General features: G+C 50.2%; 16 protein-coding genes. 11 read left to right on the top strand and 5 right to left on the bottom strand.

Annotated features, from left to right (window positions below; genetic code table 11):
- The first annotated feature begins 20 nt into the window (after positions 1-20).
- Positions 21-2198, top strand: coding sequence for a peptidase domain-containing ABC transporter (locus AC27N8_RS04435; RefSeq protein ID WP_487064353.1), 2178 nt, complete (start codon positions 21-23; stop codon positions 2196-2198).
- Positions 2199-2307: 109 nt separating this feature from the next.
- A complete protein-coding gene (locus tag AC27N8_RS04430) occupies positions 2308-2973 on the top strand; it encodes an MBL fold metallo-hydrolase (protein ID WP_487064351.1) in 666 nt (221 codons plus the stop codon).
- A 14-nt stretch (positions 2974-2987) separates the two neighbouring features.
- Here AC27N8_RS04430 and AC27N8_RS04425 read toward each other — a convergent pair whose 3' ends face one another.
- Positions 2988-3542, bottom strand: coding sequence for a CGNR zinc finger domain-containing protein (locus AC27N8_RS04425; RefSeq protein ID WP_487064349.1), 555 nt, complete (start codon positions 3540-3542; stop codon positions 2988-2990).
- Positions 3543-3662: 120 nt separating this feature from the next.
- On the opposite strand from AC27N8_RS04425, the gene AC27N8_RS04420 reads away from it, so the two are divergent.
- Positions 3663-4373, top strand: a complete 711-nt coding sequence (locus AC27N8_RS04420; RefSeq protein WP_487064347.1) for an AzlC family ABC transporter permease — start codon at positions 3663-3665, stop codon at positions 4371-4373.
- Positions 4363-4665, top strand: coding sequence for an AzlD family protein (locus AC27N8_RS04415; protein WP_487064345.1), 303 nt, complete (start codon positions 4363-4365; stop codon positions 4663-4665). The genes AC27N8_RS04420 and AC27N8_RS04415 overlap by 11 nt, the downstream gene beginning before the upstream one ends.
- Before the next feature lie 75 nt (positions 4666-4740).
- Here the strand turns inward: AC27N8_RS04415 and AC27N8_RS04410 are convergent, their stop codons facing one another.
- The gene (locus AC27N8_RS04410; RefSeq protein WP_487067901.1) at positions 4741-5196 is read right to left on the bottom strand and encodes a DUF5946 family protein; all 456 of its coding nucleotides are present in this window, start codon (positions 5194-5196) and stop codon (positions 4741-4743) included.
- Between the two features lie 262 nt (positions 5197-5458).
- Between AC27N8_RS04410 and AC27N8_RS04405 the strand changes: the two genes are divergently transcribed.
- Positions 5459-6388 (top strand): AraC family transcriptional regulator, encoded by a 930-nt coding sequence (locus AC27N8_RS04405; RefSeq protein WP_487064343.1) that lies wholly within the window; start codon positions 5459-5461, stop codon positions 6386-6388.
- Positions 6389-6489: 101 nt separating this feature from the next.
- Positions 6490-7218: an SDR family oxidoreductase gene (locus AC27N8_RS04400; protein ID WP_487064341.1), complete on the top strand. Its 729-nt coding sequence runs from the start codon at positions 6490-6492 to the stop codon at positions 7216-7218.
- 62 nt (positions 7219-7280) lie between these two features.
- Here AC27N8_RS04400 and AC27N8_RS04395 read toward each other — a convergent pair whose 3' ends face one another.
- Both AC27N8_RS04395 and AC27N8_RS04390 read right to left on the bottom strand, forming a co-directional pair.
- Positions 7281-8183: an aminoglycoside phosphotransferase family protein gene (locus AC27N8_RS04395; protein ID WP_487064339.1), complete on the bottom strand. Its 903-nt coding sequence runs from the start codon at positions 8181-8183 to the stop codon at positions 7281-7283.
- 21 nt (positions 8184-8204) lie between these two features.
- Positions 8205-9464, bottom strand: a complete 1260-nt coding sequence (locus AC27N8_RS04390; RefSeq protein WP_487064338.1) for an MFS transporter — start codon at positions 9462-9464, stop codon at positions 8205-8207.
- 245 nt (positions 9465-9709) lie between these two features.
- On the opposite strand from AC27N8_RS04390, the gene AC27N8_RS04385 reads away from it, so the two are divergent.
- Positions 9710-10420, top strand: coding sequence for a MerR family transcriptional regulator (locus AC27N8_RS04385; RefSeq protein ID WP_487064336.1), 711 nt, complete (start codon positions 9710-9712; stop codon positions 10418-10420).
- On the opposite strand, the gene AC27N8_RS04380 is transcribed toward AC27N8_RS04385, so the two are convergent.
- Complete coding sequence (locus tag AC27N8_RS04380) at positions 10402-11373, bottom strand: aminoglycoside phosphotransferase family protein (protein ID WP_487064334.1); 972 nt, start codon at positions 11371-11373, stop codon at positions 10402-10404. The genes AC27N8_RS04385 and AC27N8_RS04380 overlap by 19 nt on opposite strands.
- 358 nt (positions 11374-11731) lie before the next feature.
- On the opposite strand from AC27N8_RS04380, the gene AC27N8_RS04375 reads away from it, so the two are divergent.
- From AC27N8_RS04375 to AC27N8_RS04360, 4 genes are all read left to right on the top strand, one after another.
- Positions 11732-11926: a hypothetical protein gene (locus AC27N8_RS04375; protein WP_487064332.1), complete on the top strand. Its 195-nt coding sequence runs from the start codon at positions 11732-11734 to the stop codon at positions 11924-11926.
- A gap of 125 nt (positions 11927-12051) precedes the next feature.
- The gene (locus tag AC27N8_RS04370; RefSeq protein ID WP_487064330.1) at positions 12052-13281 is read left to right on the top strand and encodes a cytochrome P450 family protein; all 1230 of its coding nucleotides are present in this window, start codon (positions 12052-12054) and stop codon (positions 13279-13281) included.
- A gap of 69 nt (positions 13282-13350) precedes the next feature.
- The gene (locus AC27N8_RS04365; RefSeq protein WP_487064328.1) at positions 13351-13503 is read left to right on the top strand and encodes a hypothetical protein; all 153 of its coding nucleotides are present in this window, start codon (positions 13351-13353) and stop codon (positions 13501-13503) included.
- A 100-nt stretch (positions 13504-13603) separates the two neighbouring features.
- Positions 13604-14548 carry an alpha/beta hydrolase gene (locus AC27N8_RS04360; RefSeq protein ID WP_487064326.1) on the top strand — a complete coding sequence of 315 codons (945 nt, stop codon included), beginning with the start codon at positions 13604-13606 and terminating at the stop codon, positions 14546-14548.
- The last annotated feature ends 2 nt before the right edge of the window (positions 14549-14550 follow it).

Raw genomic sequence — 14550 nt, 5'->3', positions numbered from 1 at the left:
GCGAGAGGATACGGTGCTTGATGCTACAGAAGACGAAAGTCAGGCGTGCCCGTCGCAAAAGAGTTCCGCTGGTGACACAGATGAATGGCGTTGAGTGTGGTGCGGCCTGTCTGGCTATGGTGCTGAGCTATTATGGACGTCCGACCGAGGTGGCAGAAATTCGGAGGCGCTACAATATTGGTCGCGATGGCCTGTCGGCGCGGAGTATTGTCCAGGCGGCGCGGGATTACGGTTTGCGTGTGCGAGCAATTTCTCTGCGGCAGAATGATTTTAGTCAGGTCCATTTACCGGCCATTATCCATTGGGATTTCAATCACTTTGTTGTGCTGGAGGAGTGGACTTCTCACTATGCCGATGTGCTTGATCCTGCGGTTGGGCGCAAGCGCCTGACAACGCAGGAGTTCGATGATGGCTTTACTGGTGTGCTGCTGATGCTGAAACCTGAGGCAGATTTTTCACGTCAGGCGGAGAAACGCACCTTTACGCTTCGCTCCTATGGAGTACAATATGTGCGCCGCGTGCCGGGTATCCTGGTACAGATCCTCCTGGCGTCGCTCCTGCTCCAGATCATGGGACTCGCCGTTCCATTGCTGACAGCAGTGATTGTGGATCAGATCTTGCCCGCCCATTTGACCAGTGTCATGCCGATATTGGGTCTTGGCATGATCGTCCTTGTCGCCGCCGAAAGCCTGATCTTACTCTTGCGTGCCCTGCTGGTGATCTATCTTCAGAATCGCATCGATACCCAGATGATACCCAACTTTTTCGAACATCTGCTGCATCTGCCACTGAGCTTTTTTCAGCAACGGTCGAGTGGTGACATCCTCACGCGTATCTCCAGCAATAGCACCGTGCGTCAGATTATCAGCACCCAACTTGTCTCAAATCTCCTCGACGGTGGAACCGTGATCGTCTATATCATCATCCTCTTCTGGCAATCCTGGTCATTCGGATTATTAGTTCTGGTCATCGCCTGCCTGCGCATTCTTCTGATGCTCGGATCAAATAGCACCATGCGTCGTTACTCCCGACTTGAGCTTGAGGCCACAGGAAAGGCGCAGGGATATGTCACCGAACTGCTTACTGCCATTGAGACCGTCAAGTCGTCTGGCTATGAGACGCAGGCCTTCCAGCATTGGTCAGGTTTTTTCTATAAGCAGCTGCATATCTCTAATCGGAGAAACACCTTTTCAGCTCTGATCAACACCGTCATGTTGTTATTAGGCATCCTTGCGCCCCTCTTTCTGCTCTGGCTAGGAGCATTGCAGGTGCTCAATGGCACCTTAGCGTTGGGGACCATGCTGGCATTAAACTCTCTGGCGCTGATATTTCTGGTCCCGCTGACATCATTAGTGGCAAGCATGATGCAACTCCAGATTGCGCGTACGCATATCGATCGTATCGGCGATGTCTACGAAACGGAGGTTGAGCAGGATCTTCATCTGGTAGCAACTCCACCCGTTTTAACGGGACATATCCGGATAGAGCATGTGAGTTTTCAATATAATTCTCAACTGCCGAACGTTCTGACAGATCTCTCGCTGGATATCAGGTCTGGACAGAAGATCGCTATTGTCGGACAGACAGGATCAGGGAAGAGTACGCTGGGTAAATTATTGCTTGGTCTCCATGCTCCGACCTCAGGCCAGATCCTCTATGACAACATTTCGTTGCAAACGATGAACTATCAGGCCGTGCGAGAGCAGATCGGTGTTGTTATCCAGGAGGCCGGCGTTTTTAGTGGCTCTATTCGGCAAAATATCGCCTTTGCCCATGCCGATGCTACCATGCCTCAGGTTATCGAGGCGGCTCATCTGGCCTGTATCGACGAGGACATTGAGGCTATGCCGATGCACTATGAAACCTTTGTCGCCGAAGGTGGAAACGCTCTCTCAGGCGGACAGAGACAACGTCTGGCGCTGGCGCGTGCGCTGGTCCACAATCCGCGCATTCTATTCATGGATGAGGCCACCAGCTCCCTCGACGTTGTTACCGAGCGCATCGTCGAGCAGAACCTGACACACCTGGCCTGCACTCAGATCATCATCGCGCATCGCCTGAGCACTGTGCGCAACGCCGACATGATCATCGTGCTGGATAAAGGATGCATCGTCGAACGTGGTAGCCATCAGGAACTTATGAGGATGCAAGGCTTCTATGCGACCCTCGTCGGCCATCAAGTTGAACAAGATGCATAGCTTCGCTAAAATATATAATAGAAAAGGAATGCTGAAACAGTTCATGCAAATGCACCGTGTTGGAGATAGCGAAAATATTTTAGTGACCCAGAGATTGGAGAAAAAGATTATGCGTATTTACAAATACATCCATTCGTGTCTTGTAGTTGAAGAAGGGGATGAGAAGATTCTGTTTGATCCTGGAATTTTTTCGTTCATCGAAGGAAAGGTTCATCCCGAAACATTTCAGGATGTCTCCACGATCATTCTCACGCATCAGCATCCCGATCATGTAGACGTTGCGGCGCTCAAGCGTATTCTGGAGCGGAGTCAGGCAACGGTGGTGGCCAATACGGAGGGTCGAGATGTGCTGGCGAAAGAAGGGATTGAAGTGAAAGTGCTCGAAGCAGGAAGCTATCAGACGAAAAACTTCACCATTCGTGCCCTCGGCGTAGAGCATGCCGCGATCTTAGCTCCCACGCTGCCACAGCATACCGCGTACATTTTGAACGATAGCTTTCTCAATCCCGGCGACTCTTTTGCACCAGAACTGGCGACGTTAAAAGGCATCCACACACTGGCCGTGCCGAGTATGGCTCCCTGGACCAGCGAAGTCGCGATTGCTGAATTTGCCCAAACCATGGCTCCCGATATCATCATCCCGGTCCATGATGGCTACGCCAAAGACTTCTTCCTGGCGCAACGCTATGCCAATTACGAACGACACTTCTCTTCCATCGGCATCAAATTTCAGCACATGAGCAAGCCCGGCGACTTTGTCGATATAGAAAAGTAGCGGCGTCTGAGTACTTATGTGTGCTGATGTCGTACGCGAAAACGACGCACGCGCATGATATTGGCACACTCATCGTCGCACCAGCGACGGCTCTTGCTATTACTTTCATCATAATATATCCAGCGACAATCTGGATTCGAGCATTGCTTGATGCGCCTGATATCGTGCTCAGCAAGCAAGGTTGCAAACGAGGCGGCGATCTTTCCCAGCAGCCATGGCCAGTGAGATGTCGCATTGATCCGCTGAAGGTGAAAGCCCTCCTCGTTGTGTGTCAGCTGAAGATGCGAGAGTGCTGGCTTCAGATATGCATTCAGTGCGATAATCTGCTGCTCATCCGGCTGATCACCATCCATGATCATCTCAATCGCCTGCTGGAGAAGCGCACGTAACTCCTGTAGTTGTACGACCACCTCTGGTGACGGCTGTTCTTTCTCCTCGATATCCCACCACTCGCGTAGAAGAAGGTTCCAGCCTGGCTTGAGAAGGCGTAGAAGCCGATCCTCATCTGGTCCAATGCCACGATAATCATGCCAATCTGTGTTGATAAGGGTTTCCCAATACATCTCCATAGCACCCTCTTTCTACTGCTGTGTGCATATCCATCTCTGCTTGCTATTGTAGCGCATGTAATGGTATCATGGCAATCGATGGCATTACATAAAGGACAAAGAACAGAGAGGAATAGACATATGTCTGAAGAGATGCTTGAAGCGGAACAGGTGACCTTTGGTCTGGCTGGTTTCCTGGATGGAATAAAGAAGTCTCTGCCACTGGCTACAGGAGGAATTCCCTTCGGCTTTGTCTATGGAGTACTGGCAGGGCAGACACACTTGAGCCTTCTTGAAGTGATCTTAACGAGTTTGCTCGTCAGTGCAGGTTCGGCGCAATTTATTGTGCTGAGCATGTGGGGAATACCTCTGGCAGTCGTGCCAATTATTTTCACCACCTTCCTGGTGAATTCTCGTCATCTCTTAATGGGAATGACGCTGAGTCCGTGGTTAAAGCGCCTTCATCCCCTCCTTTTATATCCTGCGCTCTATCTCATGGACGATGAAAGTTGGGCGCTGACAATAAACGAGTTTACTCAGGGGAGGCGTGACGCTGCTTTTCTGGTTGGCTGTGGTTTGATGATGCTTGTTTCGTGGGTTGCTTCGACAGCCCTGGGTCGTGTACTGGGAAATGAGATCACTGATCCCGCACGTTGGGGCCTCGATTTTTTGACCACGGCCATCTTTATTGCCCTGCTCTCTGGTTTCTGGAAAAGTAAGGCAGATTTCTGGCCCTGGATAATCGCTGCGATCGTTGCGATCGTATCAGCACGCCTGCTTCCCGGAACGTGGTACATCTTGCTGGGAGCAGTGGCTGGAAGTATTGTAGGAGGGATGCGCCATGCAGATTAGCCTGGTCTCATTTTTAACTATTCTGGGAATGGGTATCGTGACCTACTTCACACGTATCGGTGGCATGTGGTTGATGAAGTACATCCATCTATCTCAATGGCTAAAAAATTGTATGCAGACGCTACCAGCAACTATCCTTGTTGCTCTGGTAGCACCAGAAGTATTTACCGTCAGCTTTGCCAATGCCTGTGCGGCGCTTCTCACACTCATCATCGCAGTGAAAACCCATCGTGTCCTGCTTGCCATGTTTGCGGGACTTATCACAGTTCTGGCGTTACGTTCAGTATTGTGAAGCTGTTCTCGTCAGAGGATAATGGCGAAAAACAATGACGAATATTTGCTTGTATAAGAGTCTATTGCGGATCAGTTACCAGGAATCTAGCAGAGCAGTCATTTCTTGTGACGTTGTACGAGCCCATTGCTTCACGTTGTCTGCGTAAAATTGGGCGTTGTCCAGTCCATGAAATACATCAACAATGGTGACCGACCAGGAGATCTTTGGCAATGGTGGTGCATCGATTGCACGATGAAATTTCCACGTGCGGGGACCAGATGCATTCTCTTTCCCTGCTGTGCGGAGTATATGCAGATGTTGCTGCTCTGTCAGGTCTTCATCAAGGTGAGCACGCAACAGTGAGTGTGCCCACCGAAGAGCCTCATCGCTGTAGCGCTCATGCTGGATCAGAAAGCAGGTTACATGAAAAAAGTGCAGTGAATGAGGGATAGCATTGAGGAGTTCGAAATTCAAGAGCTCTTCATGCATCGTTTGGCAGGTTCTCTTTTCTGGAAGCATGGCTCCGCAGCATGCACATTGCTCTGGCATCTGATTAGCATCTAACATTTTGAGAAATTCGTTCTCTTTATGAAATGTAATAGCAAATAAGTATATCCGCTGATAACGAAATAGGCGAGCTCTTGCTCAGCTTGTGATAATAGTATTGAGATGTGCTGTTATAAATATAACATATCGAAATAATTTAGAGACTTATGGGATTGTGATATACTGGGGCAAGGAAAAAGGAGACACAAAAAGAGCTGGATGAGCTGCAATCTTCGGTCCTCTCGATAAGAAAGCGTGGATATATATGCCTGAGCAACATCGCATTCCTTCTTCTGTATCAGCTTATGAACTTGATCCTTATATCCAGACTCTTCCTCCGTTTTATTCAAGTATTCAGGCAGGATGGGAAGGGGTGGTAGCGCGAACGTATCGCAGCCCGGGGCAGATGGAGAGTATGATTGTTCCTGCCGTTCCCGATGTCTCACTGGTAATGATCACGCAAGGATCTTTGTGGTTTGAAAGCAGATATCTTGGAGAGGACTGGGAAGGCCTGCATGTGGATGCAGGGGACTGGTTTTTAACACCTGGGGGCGGAGCGCCTTACGAACTACGCTGGCACAAGACTTCGGTGGAAGATCCACACATTCTTAACCTCTATATGGATACCAGCTTGCTTCACCATGCAGCACAACAGCTTGCTGATCATCTTCCCGCCCGCATCGAACTGACGGAGAGCGGGGGTTTTCAGGACCCTCTACTGACCCAGATCGGGCTTGCACTACAACGGGAACTACTTGTTCCAAGTTCGGTAGGCAAACTCTATGCTGAAACTGCCGCGCAGATGTTTGCGGTTCACCTGTTGCGGCACTATCTGACCACCAATCTCTCTATTACAGATACTTCTCACAGGCTCTCTCGCCAGCAACTCAAGCAGATCGTTGAGTATATTGTTACCTATCTCGACCAGGATCTCTCCCTCAATGCCCTTGCTCAGCAGCTTGGGTTCAGCCCCTATCACTTTGCACGCCTTTTTCGAGAGACCACTAGCGAAAGTCCGCACCAATTTGTGCTGAACAAACGTATTGAGGCGGCCCAACAGTTACTAAAAACCGCTGATCTGCCCCTGGCCCAGATCGCCTTGGCGGTTGGGTTTCCAAACCAGAGCCACTTCTCTAAAGTTTTCAAACAGAGACGAGGCATCACTCCTGCGCAGTATCGCCATCAGCACGTTTAGAACAAATAGGAGCAAGAATACGCCAGACGCCACTCCTTGTTTTCTTGTATCATAGAGGCAGTCGACAAGTAAGAAACAATAGACATCAAGGAGATAGGTACATGTCCGATAAGACACTTGCTTTAATTACTGGCGCGAATAAGGGCATTGGCTTTGAGACAGCCAGGCAGCTAGGAAAACAGGGGATCCATGTTGTCGTAGGGGCTCGCGATACAGCGAGAGGTGAAGAGGCAGTCCAAAATCTGGCCGATCTCGCTGTTCAGGCCACCTTTATACAAATCGATGTGACGGACGAGGAGAGCGTTACACGAGCTGCTCAAACTATTAACGAAATGTTTGGACATCTGGATATCCTGATCAATAATGCAGGAATAGCTGGAGGGAAAGTGAGCCCACCAGATGAGACGAACCTGGAGAACATGAGAGCCATCTATGACACCAATGTGTTTGGCGTGGTGACTGTTACCAAAGCGATGTTGCCATTGCTACGCAAATCCCCGGCTGGCCGGGTTGTGAATGTTTCGAGTGGATTAGGTTCGATTACTCAGGCCAGTGATAGAAATCACATGTTTTTCCAGGTTAAGGATATGCCATACCAATCCTCGAAAGCAGCAGTCAATGCAATAACCGTAGAATTTGCCAAAGAGTTGTCACAGACACCGATCAAGGTCAATGCTGCTGATCCTGGCTATACCGCCACGGATCTGAATAATAACACTGGCTATCGAACTGTGGAGCAGGCAGCAACGGTCATCGTATACCTGGCGACACTGGACGAAGATGGTCCAACAGGAAGCTTTCAGGATGAAGACGGAAACATTCCCTGGTGAGCGCTCTCTGAGCCGATAGTCGTAGAAATAAAGTAGAGCATTGTATGATTGAGTGCAATGCTCTACTTTAATAGATCGACGAAGTACAAGCTATCCTGATCGATTTTTCCTGTGTCTTCGATCGTCCACAGTACAGACAGTATGGCTTGTGAGAGTCCCCAGCCATGGATGCGTTCGCGCTCAAAGCCTAATTCGGCCGCGAACTGGTCGATGCGGCGTCTCATGAGCGCTTTGGGATTGGCAACCGATAGAATATCCGGCCAGAAGTTGCGCAAGATGGAGCCTGTTTCGTACGCAGGTTCACCGATCACTCCTTTGGGATCGACCGCCAGCCATGGCTCACGCTCGGCCGACAGGATATTATCCTGATGGAGATCGCCATGCAGCAATACTGCTTCGGCCGTGGATGTACTCAGTTCGGCGTAAAGTTTCGCTCCTCTATCGAAGAGCGCGGGCGGGATGGGACCTGTCCCGCCTGCATATAAAGTACGTATGCGTGCGAAGCCTTTTCCCCAATCATTGATCGTCGGAAAGGGATAATGCTGCTGCGGGAGAGGATGCCAGAGTTGACGCATCAGCTCGATCGCGATCGAGATCGCGACTTCATCATCCTCAACAGTACGCAGCGAGCTACCCGGCTGCAAACGCTCTAAGAGCATCGCAGCATTGTGCGCATCATATTCCAGCATCTGTACCATACCATGTCCGGCAAAATGCTTCAGCGCCTCCGGCTGAGAAGGGAACTCATCGGTCAGCCCCGTTTTTATAATCACATGGGTGCCATCGGCGCGAACCGCTGGCGCGACGTAGTTGAATGATAGGTTAGCAAAGGGTGCACCGATGGTGAGATCCCAGCGCTGCTCACAGGTACTGAGAATCGCTGGCAAACGATCGAGCCAGGCACGTCCCTCTTCACCAGAGAGCTCAAGCATAAATGCGGCAAAGTTATCAGGAATAATAAACAAAGCAGACCTCCTACATTAGTATTATGCCATTTTTCGCACCTCCCGTACGAGGAGTGGGAGGGAGTTGGCAGAGAGGGCCAGCAAGCCACCCAGAATAAAGACTCGCGCCGGTCCCAGTTGATCTGTGAGTACGCCGCCGAGGGCTTGAGAGATGGGGATCGAGAGAAACGATCCGAGCATACTCAGGCTAATGACGCGTCCCAGTTTGTCGGCTGGAATGAGTTCCTGTAACATGGTAAACCAGTTGGTATTGAAGAACGCGCCACTAAAACCAAACATGGCGCTCGCCAGAGGTCCGACCACAAAAAAAGCTGTCTGCGACCAGGGGAGCCCAAATAGAATCAGGCCCAATCCAGCCGGGATGAGAGAAAGATACGAGATGAAGCCGCGCCTCTTTAAGCGTTTTGTCTGACCGACGAGCAGCAAGCCTGCCAGCGAGCCAATAGCCACCGCAGAGCTAATTAGTCCAAGTAACCATGCCCCCTGTCCATAAACGTCATGAATCAGCTTGGGCGCTGCGACCGTAAGTGGACCAGCCATCCCCAGGCTGCCTATCGAAAGACATAGGATACTTATCCAGAGCCAGCGTGAGCTCTTGATATAGATGAGTCCTTCCTGTACGTCTGCGATAACGCTGGCTGGACCACGCTGTCGCGAACCGACGAATTGCACATGTCGTTCGGAAATCTGCACGGATAGCAGGAAGCCCACAGATAGCAAGAAGCTCAAACTATCCAGAGCAAAGACGCCGATCGAGCTGATCAAGGCGATCAGAGCGGCTCCCAGGACCGGGCCGATTAACTGCATCAATGTTTGGCTGAAAGAAGTCAGGGCATTGGCGGAAGGCAGGTCATCCTGCTCTACCAGATCAGGGGTGATCGCCATAATTGCCGGCGTAAAGAAACCATCCACCAGGCCAAAGATCAGCGCCTGAAGCACAAGATGCCAGAATTGTAGCCGACCCGTAAAACCCAGGATGCTGATGAGCAGCACAACTACTCCACGGCCGCCATCGGACCAGAGAATAATCAGTCGACGTGGCAAACGATCAGCTGCCACACCACCGATAAGCATAAAGATCAGGCGCGGGATGGTCGAGGCGATCAGGACAAGACCCATCGCCGTTCCTGATCCAGTCATCAGAAGTACTTGCCAGGCCAGAGCGATGTAAAAGATACTATCACCCAGTCCAGAGAGACTCTGCCCGATCCAGATCATCGCGTACGGTCGCGATTTCAGTGCGCGTGCAAAACGTAGGAAATTTTTAGAGGCAGTCATCATAGAACAGAAAATCCCTTTCAACTCATTGGAATTTTTTCAACACAACCAGTGATCCGAGCGCATCAGGTTTTTACCTGGCTCACAAATCTACCTTACAACAGTGATGCCCTATTAGAGGGTTGGGCGGAATATAATCTCGCATGCGCATATACCAGAGCTCTATTTGAGCTTCATTTCTTGGCCGTTCTATGGTATAAAGAGAGCTGCATGTTTGGATAGTCTCTAAAAGCACATGAGGTTTTTACATGACACTTTCTGGTTACTTGCGTACGGTTGATCTGGCTCGGTCGGGTGAGATGAGTGTTCAGCAGGTGCGCAACTATGAGGCCAGTGGTTTGATACCACCAGCTGAGCGCAGCGCGAGTGGTTATCGTCTCTACACACAGAAACATCTGGACGCCCTCAAGACTGCTCGCAGCCTGGCTGGTGGCTATGGCTGGCTGCGAACACGTGCAATTATGCAGGCGGTTTATCAGGATAAGCTTTCAGTCGCACTGGCTTTGATCGACGAGCGGCATGCCGAGCTTGCCAACAAACGTCTCCAGGCCGAACAGACTCTGTCAGCCTTAAGCATATTGTCGGCCGGGCCTACTCCTCCGACTAACATCTACCACTCACGACCACTGCGTGTGGGAGAGGCCGCAAAGCAAGTGGACGTGCGTGTCTCGGCCCTTCATTTCTGGGAGCAGCAAGGTCTCTTACATCCGACACGCGATAAGTACAGCCATTATCGCCTCTACGACGAACAACAAATGTATCGCCTGCGTGTGATTGTCCTGCTCAGAGAGGCAGGTTATGACTTCAAAGTTATCCTGCCCGTGTTGAGCGAACTGACGGCCGGACGGCCGGAGAAAGCCATCGCCGCCGTTGAGAGGCGACGCGAGGAGTTGGCACATCTGAGCTGGGTCTGTATTGAAGCGCTGTCCCTATTTCATCGTTACGTCAGCGAGTCTTGAAGAAAAGCCAGATCCCGGCGCAGCCCATGTAATTGATAGGGTGTGTGAGGACGCTTTTGTAGAACACGAGCCAGCGTTCGAATAGTGATCAGAAAGGCTTCAAAGCGAATAAATGGCTCATAATTTGGAGGAAGTGAGTTGATCTCTTGGTATCCATGCAAAAGAGAGGGTAGAAGCTGTTTGGGAAATACGTCTTCTTCGCGCATATGGAAGTGTCCCAGATCATACCAGGCATTTGTTCCGCGGACCTCACCGAAATCTATGATCCCCGTATAGTGTCCCTTCTCCTGATAAATATGAGTAGTATCGAAATCTCCATGAGCCAGTTGTCCCTGTTTAACGTCGAGCCATGAGTTGTAGCGAGAATGGATCTGTTCAATCTGTGCGGCATCGGAGGCTGTAAGGATATTTTGGGCTAAAAAAGCAAGGTCGTCATCCCAATATTCGAGGGCAAATGCTCGATGCGTTGACCATTGGGCTCTGAGAGGCGCTTCCTCTGGTCGGTCACGTTCAATCCAGCCAAACCCTTGTACGGGAATGTTGTTGATGTGAGCCAGGTCTCGACCAGCTTCGATGAGAATTGCATGTAGCTCTTCTTTGCTGAGTGAGGGGGATTGACTTAGCGGCATCCCTTTGATTTCGGTGGTGACCATAATTGAGCGTTGCAACAACTCATTACAATGTTCAAAGTAGATCACTTCTGGTACCTTGACTTGAAGGCGTCGGAGCTGTGTATGAATAGCCGCCTCTGGCGCAAAACTTTCGTGCTCCTGCTCCTTTGGAAGAATACGCAGGTAAAAGATTTTGTCAGAGAAGATAATGCGATAGACTATAGTGGAAACGCCTTCTGTTACGCGCGTGATTTGTATTGAAACTGATGGAAAGATCTGCCGTACAGCTGTTTCGACAAGCTGCGTATCTATAGGATGTGAATTTGGATATGAGTTGACCAAGTTTTCCCCCTTCTTTAAAGGCTTTTTGTGCTTAATGGAACTACTGTACCATAACTGATCTATTCACATAAAAATTTGACATTCTTGTGCGAAAGAGATGGTGAACATTTTCATAGTTGAGTGAGCATTCAATACTGCTCGGAGACGAGCGGCCTTATCTGCCTTTTTCTCAAGATTGCATGTCCATGATAATAGAGATGATAGAGATGATATGTATGTAGTGAAAAAATGAGTATAAAATGCATTCATTACCTGCTCTATATAGTGCTACGAAGGATAGTAGATAATGCTCTATTTACCCGATGAGCCATGCAACTGTATCATATTCATCAAACGATCAAAAGATGAGAAAATTTATGTGGATTTAAACTTTCGTGAGTGGCATTCAACGAACCAGGATATGGTCATTTTTCCTACGGAGAAGCAGGCAGCTCAAGCTTTTCTCGCACTGATACAAGATACGGCTCACTATGCTGCTGCTGCCTGTGATCTACAATTAGCTTTAATGATAGTGAGTGGCATTTGGGGCACCAATAATCTGTCCCTCTATTAAGAATTGATTTTGCTTGAAATAATCCTGTTCTTACGGTATGGTATAGGGAGTAAATTGAAATATAGCGCTGTGTAGATGAAAAGCAGTAGTAAGATCTTCAGCGCCAATACCTGGGAGATTGTTCATTGGATATAAATCTCGCTTCTCCTGACTTTAAATTAGAGCAATATCCTATCCTTGCTCAGCTGAGGTCAGAGGATCCCTTTCACAAACTTGCATTACCCGGTAATCGGGAAGGCTGGCTGGTGACACGTTACGAAGATGCTGAGGTGATCTTAAAAGACCAGCGCTTCATCAAGGATGTCTATCATGCCATGTCGCCGGCCAAGATTGCCGAATTGTATAGCTGGCTGGTACGTCCTGAGGAAGAGCAGGCGGCGAACTCTGATCCATCGATGAATCATCATATGCTTAACACGGACCCGCCGGATCATACGCGGCTGCGAGCACTGGTCAATCTATCGTTTACGCCTCGCCTGGTGGAGCAATGGCGTGAGCGTATCCAGAAGATTACGAACGAGCTGATCGATGCGGTCGAGCCGAACGGGGCGATGGAGCTGATTAGCGATGTTGCCTTTCCTCTGCCGATTACGGTGATTACTGAGATGCTGGGCATTCCTCCCGAGGATCACTCGAAGTTTCGTAGATGGTCAAATGCGGCTATCGAAGCGACGGGCAATCCAGAGGCCGTGAAGAAGTCCTATGGGGCGATGCAGGAATTTCGTACGTATCTGCGCGATATGATCCATGCACGGCGCGACCAGCATGGCGATGATCTCCTTACCAGGCTTGTGCAGGCCGAGATGGAAGGCGATAAATTAAGCGAAGATGAATTGATTGGGATGGTCTTTCTGCTCCTGGTGGCCGGTCACGAAACGACGGTCAACCTGATCAGTAATGGCATGCTGGCCCTCCTGACGCATCCAGATCAGAAGGAGAAGCTCCAGCAAGATCCATCTTTGATCAAAACCGCCATTGAGGAATTTCTGCGCTATCAGGGACCTCTGGCGGTGGCGACACAGCGCTGGGCTCGAGAAGATCTCGAATTGCATGGCATGCAGATTCATCGCGGCGATTATATGCTGATTTCTCTTGCTTCTGCGAATCGTGATGGCACTGTCTTTAAAGGAGCCGATGATCTGGATATCACACGCGCAGAGAATCGTCATCTCGCCTTTGGTAAAGGCATTCACTACTGCCTGGGCGCGCCGTTGGCGCGTATGGAAGGGCAGATAGCCATTAATACACTGCTTGCGCGCCTCCCCAATCTGGATCTCAACGTCGATCCTACCACGCTGACCTGGCGTCCAGGAGCAACCATGCTGGGATTACGTGCGTTGCCGCTAAAGTTCTAAATTGCCTCTTGCCCTGGATAAAGCTGTCAAGCGAAGCGAAGACAGTGTAGCGTCGCACGCTGGCGTGCGATGTCCCACGCGACGTACGAGAAAGCAGGCTCTTGGTGCACCACGCTGGCGGGCCTGATCGTACGAGCTTCTGGGACATCGCACGCCAGCGTGCGACGCTACGGTGTCCTCGCTTCGCTTGACACTGGTCATGGGAACGCCGCACCCAAATGAGTTACTGTATTGCAAGAAGAAGGTCGATCTGGTAAAGTGGAAGGAAATAAGTACATGAAGTCCTCATGATGATAGTACACGGGGAAGGGTAATTTCATCTATGCAGAAATATACGCTTGACTGGAAGACGAAAGTGCTTTTCTGGCTGATGAGTCATAGCCCATCAATAGCCGAGAGCGATCTGAAAAAAATGCAAGCAGGTTCGAACTCCAAGATGCTATCCAACATATTGTTCCAGCACATACGCATTGCCGACATCACAGATCGCTCAATCCCCGGTCGACACGCCTCTATCCCCGTACGGATATATCGTCCCCTACGAGTAGCGAACCTACCAGTCGTCGTCTTTTTTCATGGTGGTGGTTGGGTATTGGGTGGACTTGACGGTCATGACGCCATCTGCCGACGTGTCGCCGTAGAGAACGGAGCACTGGTCGTCTCAGTAGATTATCGTCTGGCACCGGAGTATCCATATCCGGCGGCGGTGGAAGATGCGTATGATGCTACATGTTGGGTGGCGGAACATGCAGATGAACTGGGTGCGTCCCCGAGCAAATTAATCGTTATGGGAGATAGTGCAGGAGGCAACCTGGCAGCGGTCGTTAGCCTAATGGCACGTGAATCGGCCAGTCCGCCGATCGCATTCCAGGTACTGATTTATCCAGCGGTGGATATGGGGGATACCTTTCCTTCTAAGCGGCGCTATGACGATACGCCAGTGCTCCCTCGTCAAGCAATGGATTACTTTCTCAATTTGTATATTCAGCAACCCGCCGATCTCAGAGATCCCTATGTCTCGCCACTCCTGGCAGATGACCTGACCAATCTTCCGCCGGCTCTCATTCTGACTGGCGAATATGATCCTTTAAGTGACGAAGGCAAAGCCTATGCGGATCGTCTCCAAGCGTCTGGAAACGCAGTCGACCTTGTCTGTTATCCAGGCATGCCCCATGGTTTTATCAGCTTTGGATGGCTGGGCAGCAAGACAGATGCTGCCTTTGCCAGGATTAAACAGGCCCTTCAGCAGTTTTCCGTGTCACAATAATG

This window comes from Dictyobacter sp. Z7_2 (assembly GCF_057551105.1).
This window is presented reverse-complemented; position numbering and strand designations above follow the sequence as displayed.